The sequence below is a fragment of the Streptomyces sp. NPDC058457 genome (assembly GCF_042720695.1).
GTDB lineage: Bacteria > Actinomycetota > Actinomycetes > Streptomycetales > Streptomycetaceae > Streptomyces.
Genome location: NZ_JBHXLU010000013.1, coordinates 46,937 through 59,206, shown reverse-complemented (window position 1 = coordinate 59,206; position 12,270 = coordinate 46,937). Strand labels below are relative to the sequence as shown.

General features: G+C 69.9%; 11 protein-coding genes. 10 read left to right on the top strand and 1 reads right to left on the bottom strand.

Features of this window, described 5'->3' with window-relative positions; translation table 11 throughout:
- Window positions 1-282 precede the first annotated feature (282 nt).
- Both ACFWPS_RS13720 and ACFWPS_RS13715 read left to right on the top strand, forming a co-directional pair.
- Complete coding sequence (locus ACFWPS_RS13720; protein WP_383704419.1) at window positions 283-1,392, top strand: mechanosensitive ion channel family protein; 1,110 nt, start codon at window positions 283-285, stop codon at window positions 1,390-1,392.
- 133 nt (window positions 1,393-1,525) lie between these two features.
- Window positions 1,526-1,825: a hypothetical protein gene (locus ACFWPS_RS13715; protein ID WP_383704417.1), complete on the top strand. Its 300-nt coding sequence runs from the start codon at window positions 1,526-1,528 to the stop codon at window positions 1,823-1,825.
- A gap of 12 nt (window positions 1,826-1,837) precedes the next feature.
- Here the strand turns inward: ACFWPS_RS13715 and ACFWPS_RS13710 are convergent, their stop codons facing one another.
- Window positions 1,838-2,377: a hypothetical protein gene (locus ACFWPS_RS13710; protein WP_383704414.1), complete on the bottom strand. Its 540-nt coding sequence runs from the start codon at window positions 2,375-2,377 to the stop codon at window positions 1,838-1,840.
- 253 nt (window positions 2,378-2,630) lie between these two features.
- Here ACFWPS_RS13710 and ACFWPS_RS13705 point away from each other — a divergent pair, with 253 nt between their 5' ends.
- From ACFWPS_RS13705 to ACFWPS_RS13670, 8 genes are all read left to right on the top strand, one after another.
- Window positions 2,631-3,473: a hypothetical protein gene (locus tag ACFWPS_RS13705; RefSeq protein ID WP_383704412.1), complete on the top strand. Its 843-nt coding sequence runs from the start codon at window positions 2,631-2,633 to the stop codon at window positions 3,471-3,473.
- A 253-nt stretch (window positions 3,474-3,726) separates the two neighbouring features.
- A complete protein-coding gene (locus ACFWPS_RS13700) occupies window positions 3,727-4,938 on the top strand; it encodes an ROK family protein (protein ID WP_383704410.1) in 1,212 nt (403 codons plus the stop codon).
- Between the two features lie 78 nt (window positions 4,939-5,016).
- Window positions 5,017-6,360, top strand: coding sequence for an ABC transporter substrate-binding protein (locus tag ACFWPS_RS13695; protein ID WP_383704408.1), 1,344 nt, complete (start codon window positions 5,017-5,019; stop codon window positions 6,358-6,360).
- Between the two features lie 2 nt (window positions 6,361-6,362).
- Window positions 6,363-7,304 (top strand): carbohydrate ABC transporter permease, encoded by a 942-nt coding sequence (locus tag ACFWPS_RS13690; RefSeq protein WP_383704406.1) that lies wholly within the window; start codon window positions 6,363-6,365, stop codon window positions 7,302-7,304.
- Window positions 7,305-7,306: 2 nt separating this feature from the next.
- Window positions 7,307-8,200, top strand: a complete 894-nt coding sequence (locus tag ACFWPS_RS13685) for a carbohydrate ABC transporter permease (protein ID WP_089107451.1) — start codon at window positions 7,307-7,309, stop codon at window positions 8,198-8,200.
- Window positions 8,201-8,206: 6 nt separating this feature from the next.
- Window positions 8,207-9,475, top strand: coding sequence for a 6-phospho-beta-glucosidase (locus ACFWPS_RS13680; protein ID WP_383704404.1), 1,269 nt, complete (start codon window positions 8,207-8,209; stop codon window positions 9,473-9,475).
- Complete coding sequence (locus ACFWPS_RS13675; protein ID WP_383704402.1) at window positions 9,466-10,437, top strand: N-acetylglucosamine kinase; 972 nt, start codon at window positions 9,466-9,468, stop codon at window positions 10,435-10,437. Before ACFWPS_RS13680 ends, ACFWPS_RS13675 begins: the two co-directional genes overlap by 10 nt.
- A 416-nt stretch (window positions 10,438-10,853) precedes the next feature.
- Window positions 10,854-12,269, top strand: coding sequence for a hypothetical protein (locus tag ACFWPS_RS13670; RefSeq protein ID WP_383704400.1), 1,416 nt, complete (start codon window positions 10,854-10,856; stop codon window positions 12,267-12,269).
- Window position 12,270: the final 1 nt, after the last annotated feature.

Genomic DNA, 12,270 nt, shown 5'->3' with positions numbered 1-12,270 from the left:
CTGGTGGACGCGCCACCATCTCCCGGTAACGGGCTGGGAGTGTTTTCGACCACACGGCATTCATCCCCCGGTCGCACCCCTTTTCAAGCGGGCCTGTTCAAGCGGGAGTAAGGAGCGGGCGTGAGGACGGTCTCTCCTTCTCCTATCGGCAGGGCCCACACACAATGCCCCGTTAGTGTGGTGTTCCTGCCCGTCCGGTGACCTTTCCGTGACCTTGAACGCCGTACGTGACCTTGAACGCCGTGCCGGAGGGCAGTACCGCACCGCCTGGAGGTACCCGCCGTGTCCTTGCCCGCCGTCCTACTGGCCGCCGGTTCGTCGCCGTCGCCGACCCCCTCGGAGTCGTCGTCAACGACCGTCCCCACGCTCCAGGACGCCCAGGAGAGCGCCGCGAACACGGCCAGCTGGGTCGAGCAGAACTGGTCGACGTGGCTGGCGATCGGGCTGAAGGTGCTGCTGGTCGTGGTGATCGCGGTGGTGCTCAGAAAGGTCGTGCTGCGGGCGATAACCAAGTTCATCGACCGGATGAACCGGACGGCCGAGTCGGCGGAGGGCACCACCCTCGGCGGGCTGCTGGTCAACGCCGAGCGGCGGCGGCAGCGCTCGCAGGCGATCGGGTCGGTGCTGCGGTCGGTGGCGAGCTTCCTGATCCTCGGCACGGCCGCCCTGATGGTGCTGAGCAGCTTCCAGATCGACCTGGCCCCGTTGCTGGCCTCCGCCGGTGTCGCCGGTGTCGCGATCGGTTTCGGCGCCCGGAACCTGGTCACGGACTTCCTGTCCGGCGTGTTCATGATCCTGGAGGACCAGTACGGCGTCGGTGACTCGATCGACGCGGGGGTCGCCTCCGGCGAGGTCGTCGAGGTGGGCCTGCGGGTGACCAAGCTGCGCGGCGCCGACGGCGAGATCTGGTACGTCCGCAACGGCGAGATCAAGCGCATCGGCAACCTCTCGCAGGGCTGGGCCACGGCCGGCGTCGACGTCACGCTCCGGCCCAGCGAGGACCTGGACCGGGTGCGGGCCGTCCTGGACGAGGTCGCCGAGAAGATGTCCAAGGAGGAGCCCTGGAACGAGCTCCTGTGGGGTCCGATCCAGATCCTCGGCCTGGACTCGGTCCTCATCGACTCGATGGTCGTCCGGCTCTCCGCCAAGACCATGCCGGGCAAGGCGCTGACCGTGGAGCGCGAGCTGCGCTGGCGGATCAAGCGGGCGTTCGACGCGGCGGACATCCGGATCGTCGGCGGGGGCCCGGTCGCGACCTCGGAGGCCGAGGCCGAGGCCGCGGACCCGGCGGACGGCGTGGCCGCGCCGTCGGCATTCTCCAACTCGGACTCGCCGCAGGTGGCGGCGACGACGCCGATCGCTTCGCAGCGGTCGTCGGCGGCAGGGAAGTAGCGGAACGGTTCAGCACACTCGTTCGAGTGAACAGCGGGGCATTCCGGCGTCCTACGACGTCCGGGGTGCCCCATCGTCCTGCCGGGGCGCCCATAGCGGGCTTAGCCTTGCGTCAGCGTGAGGAGAACCAGGGATGAGCTCCGAGCCGATCATGGAGAAGATCATGGAGCCGGTCGTGCCGCAAGTGGACCCCATCGACTTGCTGATCTCGTTCGAAAAGGCCGCTGCACCAATGCCGATTCGGGCGGAATACCTCGAGGAGACGGGCATTGTGCCGCCTCAGCCGGACGCCGAACACAGCGACGTCGTCGCGCAGCTCTTTCTCCAGCTCAACAGCGCTGGGCTCCCTCTGGCGGGTTTCGCCCTCGGCCGCCCCCTCCGCCTCCCCGCCCCCTACCCCACCCTCGACACGGCCCCCTTCCTCGACGACTGAGCGACCCTCAGCTCAACGCCCTTCGAGCAAGCCCACTATCCGGCAGAGCACGGTGAACGCGGCGCCCCGGAAGAAGCCGCTCTCGAAGATTCCGGAGGTGCGGACCTCGACGCGGGCCTCGCCCGAGGTGTCGTCGTAGGTGACCGAGGCCTCGACGGACACCCGGGAGCGGTAAGGGTGCCAGCGGAAGCGGACCGGGTTGCCGTCGGTGAGGTCCGACACCTGGCGCGCTGCCTCCAGCTCGGCGCGGATGCGGTCGAACGGGATGCCGGTGACGGTGTGGGCCTGGGTGTCGTCCAGCGCCTTCTCGGTGGCCTCGACGCCCAGGCCGCGCGCCCGGCGCACCAGCGAACCGGTCCGCCAGCCGGCCCACAGCATCGAGAGCACGATCCCGACCGGCGGGTACTCGGCCATGGCACGCACGAACGTCGTCCAGGAGAAGCCGTCGTCGATGAAGTCGAGGATGCACAGCGTGAGGACCGGCACCACGAAGGTGCCCAACGCGTTGCCCGACAGTCGTGCGAACAACCGTATTCGAGGGGTCGTCTTCAATCGCCGTTCTCCTGGTCGGTGTGGGGATTGCCGGGATCAAAGAGCAGGAAACTGTGAGAAGGGGCCTCGCGACCTGCGGTGACGGACATCGTGACGCAGCCGTGATCACAATCCGGCCGTCGGCCGGATTCAGATGGTCTTCACAGGTCCCCCGCGCTCTCCGCGCATCGATGATGATCTATGGTCGCCCCACTACGGGCCCTTGCTCTGGAGCGCGACGTCGCCCGGGGGCCCGTCTCGAATGTGGGGATACATGAGAAAGCTCGCCATAGGCACCGCCCTGTCCGGCGCCCTGGCCCTGGCCGGCATCGCGGCGCCCGCCGCCTCCGCGGCCACTCCGAACCTGGTCTTCTCCGACGTGACCGTGAACAAGGGCAAGGCGATCGTCGTCGGCACCACCAAGACGGTGGGCGTGCCGGTGACGTACACCCTGACCCGGCCCGCCGACCTGGTCATCGACAACAAGAAGACGTTCGCCGCGGTGATGCTCTACCGCGGCACGCTGAAGTCCCTCGGCAACGAGCTGGACCCGGAAGTCATGCCCACCTGCACGACGACCGCCACCACGGACACCACGGTCACCGAGAGCTGCTCCGAGACCATCCCGGCCGACCCCGAGTACCTGTTCGAGGCCGCGGACGCCACCACGTGGAAGGCCGGGGGTCTGTACGCCCACCTCGACGGCACCGTCTCGGACGACTTCCTCAGCTCCGAGTACGACGCGGCCATCTGGGGCAACCTGACCACCGCCAAGGTGCAGCGGGCGGCCAAACTGACCGTCAACGCCACCCCCGAGCCGGCGATCCAGGGCAAGACGATCACTGTCAAGGGCAAGCTGACCCGGGCGAACTGGGAGACCGGCAAGTACTCGGGGTACACCGGACAGAAGGTCGTCCTCCAGTTCCGCGCCGAGGACACCAGCACGTACAAGAACGTCAAGGGCATCACCTCCGGCACCGGCGGTGTGCTGTCCACCACCGTGAAGGCCTCGAAGCGCGGCTATTACCGCTACGTCTTCGCCGGTACGGCGACCACCGCCGCGGCGAAGGCCACGGGCGACTACGTCGAGGTGGACCCGCCGGCCCTCCGGCTCTGACAGACCCCCAGGCGCACGCGGGGCCCGTCCGGATCTTCCGGGCGGGCCCTTCGCATGCCCAAGCCCAGGTAACGAGTGGGTTGCCGCCCCGGCGGGCTATTGACGCTCTCCCTCCGGCGGCTTACGTTTTCCAGCCAACAGGAAACTTTCCTAACAGTGATCAAGGGATGGCCGACTCAGGTGGTCCATCCGGGTGGACCGATCGTCCGCGTCACTGGGAAACTGAGCGGCTGGAAAGGCAGGTGTCGAAACCATGGCAGGAACCGCGGGTACGCCGGGCACCCCACGCGTGCTGCGCGCCATGAACGACCGCGCCGCACTGGACCTGCTGCTGGAGCACGGCCCGCTGTCCCGCACCCGGATCGGCAAGCTGACCGGCCTCTCCAAGCCGACCGCCTCCCAGCTGCTGGCCCGCCTGGAGGCGGCCGGGCTGGTGCTGGCGACCGGCACCAGCGAGGGCCGGCCGGGCCCCAACGCCCAGCTGTACTCGGTGAACCCGGCCGCCGCCCACGCCGCCGGCCTTGACGTCAACCCGGGCCGGATCCGGGCCGCCGTCGCCGACGTCACCGGCCGTACCGTCGGCGAGTACGAACTGCCGACCCCCGGCCGGCGCTCCGCGCAGTCCGTCGTACGGCAGGTCACCGACGCCCTGGACGGCGCCGTGAAGGCGGCCGGGCTGGCCCGGGACGACGTCCACCGGGTGGTCATCGGCACACCCGGCGCCTTCGACCCCAACACCGGCCGGCTGCGGTACGCCTCGCACCTGCCCGGCTGGCACTCCCCCGCACTGCTCGACGACCTCGCCGCCGCGCTGCCGATGCCGGTCGAGTACGAGAACGACGTCAACCTCGCCGCCATCGCCGAACAGCGGCTCGGCGCGGCCCGCGGCCACGGTGACTTCGTGCTGCTGTGGAACCAGGAGGGCCTCGGCGCCGCCCTGGTCCTCGGCGGCCGGCTGCACCGCGGCTGGACCGGCGGCGCCGGCGAGGTCGGCTTCCTGCCGGTGCCGGGCACCCCGCTGGTCCGCCAGGTCACCAAGGCCAACAGCGGCGGCTACCAGGAACTCGCCGGTTCGCAGGCCGTGCCCCGGCTGGCGCGCGAGCTGGGCATCGAGGACCTGCCGGACGGGCCGTACGACGAGGCGGCCGCCGAACTCGTCGCCCGCGCCGCCGACCACGCCACCGGCCCCTACCACCAGCTGCTCCGGACCTACGCGACCCGGCTCGCCACCGGTCTCGCCTCCCTCGTCTCCGTCCTCGACCCCGAACTCGTCGTCCTCAGCGGCACCGCCCTGACCTCCGGCGGCGAGGTGCTGCGCGCCCTCGTCCAGGCCGAACTGGAGGAACTGGCGGCCGCCCGGCCGCGGCTCGTCGTCGGCGACGTCCGCGAACACCCCGTGCTGCGCGGCGCGCTGGAGAGCGCCCTCGCGACCACCCGCGACGAGGTCTTCGACACCTCGCGCTGAGCCCCTGCCCCCTCTCCACCCCTGAGCTTCCCGCACAGTCGTTCCCTTCCCACACCGCCCGCCCCGGGAGACCTCGCCATGCCCATACCCTCCGCTGCCCGAAAGACGGCTTTTGCCCTGACCGCGGCCGCCAGTTCGCTGGCTCTGCTCACCGCCTGTACCGGCCAGTCCTCCTCCGGAGCCGACGACGACGCCTCCGCGAACACCACCATCAACTTCTGGCACGCCTGGAGCGCCCCGAACGAGGTGAAGGCGGTCAACGCGCTGATCGCCGGCTTCGAGAAGGCGCACCCCAACATCCACGTCAACGTCGTCAGCAACATGACCGACGACAAGATCAACCAGGCGCTGCGCAGCGGCGGCGACAAGGCCCCGGACGTCATCTCGTCGTTCACCACCAACAACGTGGGCAAGTTCTGCTCCTCGGGCGCGCTGGTCGACCTGAACCCGTTCTTCAAGAAGTCCGGCATCGACCCGGCGACGACGTTCCCGAAGGCGATGAACGAGTACACCCAGTACGACGGCAACCGCTGCTCGGTGCCGCTGCTCGGTGACGCGTACGGCCTCTACTACAACAAGACGGCCTTCAAGGCGGCCGGTATCACCAGTCCGCCGAAGACGTGGTCCGAATTCAAGGCCGACGCCAAGAAGTTGACGATCGCCCAGGGCGACAGCTACAAGCAGCTCGGTTTCATGCCGGACTACCACGGCTGGGAGACCACGACCGAGCACTACGCGGCGCAGTTCTCGCCGACGTACTTCACGGCCGACGGAAAGTCGAACGTCGCCAAGGACCCCGCGTTCACCGAGGCGTTCACGCTGCAGAAGGACCTCGTCGACGAACTCGGCGGATTCCAGAAGCTGGAGAAGTACCGGGCGACGCTGGGTGACGAGTGGGGTGACAAGCACCCCTTCCAGACCGGCCAGGTCGCCATGCAGCTCGACGGCGAGTGGCGGCTCGGCATGGCGCTGGACGCCAAGACGAAGTTCGACATCGGCGTCGCCCCGCTGCCGGTGCCGGACGACCAGGTCGCGCAGTACGGCAAGGGCTACATCACCGGCACCATCGCCGGTGTCGCCGCCAACAGCAAGAAGCAGAACGCGGCCTGGGAGTTCGTCAAGTACATCACCACGGACACGGACGCGGTGGTGAACTTCTCCAACGCCATCCACAACGTGCCGTCCACGCTCGCGGCCCTGAAGTCGCCGAAGCTGAAGTACGACCCGCGGTTCAAGACCTTCCTGGACATCGCCGCCAACCCGAACTCCACGACGTCTCCCGCCTCCATCAACGGAGGTGTGTACCTGGCGACGATCCAGAACTTCGGATACGACTACGAGAGCGGCAAGGTCAAGGACCTCAAGTCCGGTCTGGCGGCCACGGCCAAGCAGATCGACACCGACATCGCGCAGGCGAAGTAGCGATGAGCACCATCACGTTGGCGTCGAAGCGCCGCCGGTCGGCGCTTCGTACGGCCGCCTTCATGTCGCCCTGGCTGATCGGGTTCGCGGTGTTCTTCGCCTACCCGCTGATCTCCACGGTCTACTTCTCCTTCATGCACTACGACGGCTTCAAACCGCCGACGTGGACCGGCACGAAGAACTGGACGTACGTCTTCGAGCACTACCCGTACTTCTGGCCCGCGCTGCGCAACACCCTGTGGCTGGTGCTGGTCATGGTGTCGCTGCGGGTCGTCTTCGGACTCGGCGTCGGCATGCTGATCACGAAGATCAAGACGGGTACGGGGGTCTTCCGCACCCTCTTCTACCTGCCCTACCTGGCCCCGCCGGTCGCCGCCACCATGGCCTTCGCGTTCCTGCTCAACCCCGGTACCGGGCCGGTCAACTCGATCCTGGAGAAGGTCGGCATCCCGGCCCCGGGCTGGTTCAACGACCCGAGCTGGTCCAAGCCGGCCCTGACCCTGCTGGCCCTGTGGGGCGTCGGCGACCTGATGGTCATCTTCATGGCCGCGCTGCTCGACGTGCCGACGGAGCAGTACGAGGCGGCGGAGCTGGACGGCGCCTCCGCGTGGCAGCGCTTCCGGTACGTCACCCTCCCGAACATCTCGCCGATCGTGATGTTCGCGGTCGTCACAGGTGTCATCCAGACGATGCAGTACTACACACAGCCGCTCATCGCCGGAAAGGTCGCCTCGGGCGTGATCCAGGGCGCGGGAACGCAGTTCGAACCCGGCTATCCGGAGAAGTCGACGCTCACCCTCCCCCAGCTCGTCTACAACCTCGGCTTCCAGCGCTTCGACTACGGCTCCGCGTGTGTCGTCGCCCTCGTGCTCTTCGCCCTGTCCATGGCGTTCACCGCGATCCTGATGCGGCGCCGGGGCGGTCTCATCCAGGCAGGTGACTGACGATGACCCAAGTGCTGGACCGGCCGGCGGAGCTCAAGGCCCCGGTGTCGGAGGCCGAACGCACCGCCCGCCGCAAGGCGTTGCTGAACTGGGTGGCGGTGCACTCCCTGGGCGTCGCCGCCGCCCTGTTCTTCACCCTCCCCTTCGTGTTCGTGTTCCTGACCTCGCTGATGAGCGACAGCCAGGCGCTGAGCCGGGACCTGATCCCGCACACCTGGGAGTGGGGCAACTACAAGAAGGTGTTCGACACGCCCGGCTTCCTGACGTGGTGGAAGAACACCCTGATCTACGCCGGACTCGGCACCGTCCTGACCGTCGTGTCGTCGCTCCCGGTGGCGTACGCGCTCGCGAAGTTCCGTTTCCGGGGTCGCAACCTGTCCCTGATGCTGGTGATCTCGATGATGATGCTGCCGCCGCAGGTGGTCATCATCCCGATGTACCTCTTCTGGGCGAAGCAACTGGACCTCTCCGGCACCCTGTGGCCGCTGATCGTGCCGATGGCGTTCGGCGACGCGTTCTCCATCTTCCTGCTGCGCCAGTTCCTGATGACGATCCCGAACGAGTACCTGGACGCGGCGAAGGTGGACGGCTGCGGGGACCTCAGGACGCTGCTGCGGGTGGTGATCCCGATGGCGAAGCCGGGCATCGCCGCCGTCGCCCTCTTCCAGTTCTTCTACGCGTGGAACGACTACTTCGGCCCCCAGATCTACGCCTCGGAGAACCCGGGCGCCTGGACCCTCTCCTACGGCCTGGAGTCGTTCAAGGGCATGCACCACACCGACTGGAACCTGACCATGGCCGCGACCGTGCTGGTCATGGCCCCCGTGATCCTCGTCTTCTTCTTCGCCCAGAAGGCGTTCGTCGAGGGCGTCACGCTCACCGGAGTGAAGGGTTAACCAAGTATGAAACTCACTGTGGTCGGCGGAGGCTCGACCTACACCCCCGAACTCATCGACGGCTTCGCACGCCTGCGGGACACCCTGCCCGTCGAGGAACTCGTCCTGGTCGACCCGGCCGCCGAACGCCTGGAACTGGTCGGCGGCCTGGCCCGCCGGATCTTCGCCAGGCAGGGCCACGGCGGCCGGATCGTCACCACCTCCGACCTGGACGCGGGCGTGGAGGGCGCCGACGCGGTGCTGCTCCAGCTGCGCGTCGGCGGGCAGGCGGCCAGGCAGCAGGACGAGACCTGGCCGCTGGAGTGCGGCTGCATCGGCCAGGAGACCACCGGCGCCGGCGGCCTGGCGAAGGCCCTGCGCACGGTGCCGGTCGTCCTGGACATCGCCGAGCGGGTCCGCCGTACCAACCCGAACGCCTGGATCATCGACTTCACCAACCCGGTGGGGATCGTGACCCGTGCCCTGCTCCAGGCCGGCCACAAGGCGGTCGGGCTGTGCAACGTGGCGATCGGCTTCCAGCGGAAGTTCGCGAACCTGCTGGGTGTCACGCCGTCCGAGATCCACCTGGACCACCTCGGCCTCAACCACCTCACCTGGGAGACTGCGGTCCGTCTCGGCGGCCCCGAGGGCGAGAACGTCCTGCCCAAGCTGCTCGGGGAGCACGGCGACACCATCGCCGCCGACCTCAAGCTGCCCACGGCCCTCCTCGACCGCCTCGGCGGCGTCATCCCCTCCTACTACCTGCGCTACTACTACGCGCACGACGAGGTGGTACGGGAACTGCGCACCAAGCCGTCCCGGGCGGAGGAAGTCGCCGCGATGGAGAAGCAGTTGCTGGAGATGTACGGCGACCCGGCCCTGGACGAGAAGCCGGAGCTGCTCGCCAGGCGCGGCGGCGCCTACTACTCGGAGGCGGCGGTCGACCTGGCCGCGGCGCTGCTCGGCAGCAGCGGGAACCCCTACCAGGTGGTGAACACCTACAACGGCGGCACGCTGCCCTTCCTCCCCGACGACGCGGTGATCGAGGTGCAGGCGGCGGTGGGCGCGCACGGCCCCGTGCCGCTGCCCGTCCCGGACGTCGACCCGCTCTTCGCCGGGCTGGTCGCGAACGTGACGGCGTACGAGGAACTGGCCCTGGAGGCGGCGCTGCGCGGCGGCCGGGACCGCGTCTTCCGCGCGCTGCTCGCCCACCCCCTGGTCGGCCAGTACGAGTACGCCGACGCCCTGACCGACCGACTGATCGCGCACAACCGGGAGCACCTCGCGTGGGCCTGACCGCAAGTGTCCTCGCCATCGACGCAGGCAACAGCAAGACCGACGTCGCGGTGGTGGCGGCGGACGGCGAGGTCCTCGCCACGGCCCGGGCCGGCGGTTTCCGGCCACCGGTGGTGGGCGTGGAGCAGGCCGTGGACGAGGTGGCGACGGCGGTCGCCGAGGCGTACGCCGCCGCCGGGGTCACCTCCGTCGCCCACGTCTCCGCGTGCCTGGCCAACGCCGACTTCCCGTTCGAGGAGGAGCAGTTGGCCGCCGCGCTGGCCACGCGCGCGTGGGGGGCGACGGTGGCGGTCCGCAACGACACCTTCGCGATCTTCCGGGCCGGCGTCACCGAGCCGCGCGGCGTCGCCGTCGTGTGCGGTGCCGGTATCAACTGCGTCGGCATGCGCCCCGACGGCCGTACCGCCCGCTTCCCCGCCCTGGGCCGCATCTCCGGTGACTGGGGCGGCGGTTGGGGGCTGGCGGAGGAGGCCCTGTGGCACGCGGCCCGTGCGGAGGACGGCCGCGGGGAGCGCACGGCCCTGGCCCGCGCCCTCCCGGCGTACTTCGGGTACGACAGCATGCTCGCGCTGATCGAGGCCCTGCACCGGGAGGAGGTCGAGCCCGCCCGGCGGCACGAGTTGACGCCGGTGCTGTTCGCGACGGCGGCCGACGGCGACCAGGTGGCGCGGGCGGTGGTGGCCCGGCTGGCGCAGGAGGTGGTGGCGATGGCCGTGGTCGCGCTGACGCGCCTGGAGCTGCTGGACGAGGAGACGCCGGTGCTGCTGGGGGGCGGGGTGCTGGCGGGCGGGCATCCGCAGCTGGACGACGGGGTGCGGGAGCTGTTGGCCGCGCGGGCGCCGAAGGCGGTACCGAGGGTGGTGACGGCGCGGCCGGTACTGGGGGCGGCGTTGCTGGGGCTGGACGTGGTGGGGGCGGGGGTGGCTGTGCAGGAAAGGGTGCGGCGGTACTTCGAAGGGTGACGGTGGGTGGGGGCTGGGGCGGGGGTTTCGCTCACCGGCGCTGGCCGGGTGCCTCCCCCAGCCTTCGGCCGGGGGACCCCCAGCGCCCATCCGTGCCGCCCTGCGGCACGCCTGCCCGCAGCTGAGTAGCTGACACGGCCGCGCGCGGCTATGTGGGACGCGGCTGGGCAGCGCCCCGTAAGGGGCGCGGGGCTGTATCGATTTGCGGCTGCCGCCGCGTGGGCGCGGGCAACCCCCACCGGGCCCGCGCCCCGTGACGCGCCCTCACCACCCCTCCGGAACCGAACCGATTCCCCCGGCGTATTCATGGGCAGGGGTTCCGCTGCGATCCGATCAAGATCCAGTGAAGGCCGGTGCCGAATGTCAGTCCGGGCGGCGATACTGGGCGGCGACCGGATGACCATGGGGGAGGTCAAGTGACACACCCGCCGACGAAGAGCGCGGCACCGCCAGGAGCAGGCGCCGCCCTGCCCGCGCAGCGGACCGGCTCTTCCACGCCCGAGGCGGCGCCCCCACGCCGCCGCTCCGCGTTCGCGGAGGGCGTCGAGCAGGTGCGCGCCGCCGCCACCACCGAGCCCGGCCGGCTCCGGATCATCGGCGCCGTCCTGGCCGTGCTGATCGTCGCCTTCGGTGCCGTCACCGCCTGGCAGATGACCGACCGCGCGGCCGCCGCCGACGACGTGCTGCACCGCAGCCAGCCGCTCAGTTCGGGCGCGGCCGACATCTACCGCTCGCTGGCGGACGCCAACACCACGGCCTCCAGCGGCTTCCTGGCGGGCGGCCAGGAGACGGCCGCCTCCCGCGCGCGGTACGAGAAGGACGTCCGGACCGCCGCCGCCAAGCTGGTCACCGCCGCCGCCAACTCCGAGCCCGGCTCGCCCTCCGAGGCGGCCGTGGCGAAGCTGAACACGCTGCTGCCGGAGTACGAGGGGCTGGTGGAGCGGGCCCGCGTGTACAACCGCCAGGGCTACCCGGTCGGCGGCGCCTATCTGCGGTACGCGAACGAGAAGATGCAGCAGGAGATGCTCCCGGCCGCGGAGGATCTCTACACGAAGGAGAACGCGCGCCTCGCCTCCGACTACTCGGACGCGACGCCGTACCCGTGGGCGGCGATCGTCCTCGGCCTCCTCGCGCTCGCCGCGCTCGCCTGGGCCCAGCTGCGCCACTACCGCCGTACGAACCGCCTGCTGAACCACGGCCTGGTCGCGGCCTCGGCGGCCACCGTCATCACGCTGCTGTGGCTGGTCGTCGGCCACACCGTCGCCCGGTCCGGGCTGGACGGCTCCTACGACCACGGTGTCCGCTCGCTGACGGTGCTGCACGACGCCCGGATCGCCTCCCTGAAGGCCCGTGGGAACGAGAACCTGAGCCTGGTGGCGCGCGGCGCCGAGACGGTCACGGTCGGCGGGCAGACGTACGACGCGTACTACTACGACTTCGACAAGGACATGACGGCGCTCGGCAAGGGCCTCACCGAGGCCGCGGCGCTCGCGGACGGCACGGCCGGCAACAAGCCTGTCGTGGCGGCCGAGGGGAACATGAAGGTGTGGAAGGAGCGGCACGCCGACGCCCGCACCGAGGACGAGAACGGCGACTACCAGGCGGCGCTGGACAAGGTGATAGGCACGAAGGACGCGACCGGCGAGTGCTTCGACAGCGTCGACACCAACCTGAAGAACGCGCTGGCGTACGAGGAGACCGAGTTCAAGGAGCAGGCCACCGACGGGCGGGACGCGATGTCCGGACTGCCGATCGGGGCCGCCATGCTGGGGGTCGCGGCGGCGGCCGGCGCACTGTTCGGTATCGGGCGCAGGCTTTCGGAGTACCGGTGAG

What these genes read in the sequence shown, in the direction of transcription:
- ACFWPS_RS13705 (WP_383704412.1), top strand. Translation starts at nt 2,631, where the DNA reads ATGAGAAAGCTCGCCATAGGCACCGCCCTGTCCGGCGCCCTGGCCCTG.
- ACFWPS_RS13715 (WP_383704417.1), top strand. Translation starts at nt 1,526, where the DNA reads ATGAGCTCCGAGCCGATCATGGAGAAGATCATGGAGCCGGTCGTGCCG.
- ACFWPS_RS13680 (WP_383704404.1), top strand. Translation starts at nt 8,207, where the DNA reads ATGAAACTCACTGTGGTCGGCGGAGGCTCGACCTACACCCCCGAACTC.
- ACFWPS_RS13685 (WP_089107451.1), top strand. Translation starts at nt 7,307, where the DNA reads ATGACCCAAGTGCTGGACCGGCCGGCGGAGCTCAAGGCCCCGGTGTCG.
- ACFWPS_RS13695 (WP_383704408.1), top strand. Translation starts at nt 5,017, where the DNA reads ATGCCCATACCCTCCGCTGCCCGAAAGACGGCTTTTGCCCTGACCGCG.
- ACFWPS_RS13700 (WP_383704410.1), top strand. Translation starts at nt 3,727, where the DNA reads ATGGCAGGAACCGCGGGTACGCCGGGCACCCCACGCGTGCTGCGCGCC.
- ACFWPS_RS13690 (WP_383704406.1), top strand. Translation starts at nt 6,363, where the DNA reads ATGAGCACCATCACGTTGGCGTCGAAGCGCCGCCGGTCGGCGCTTCGT.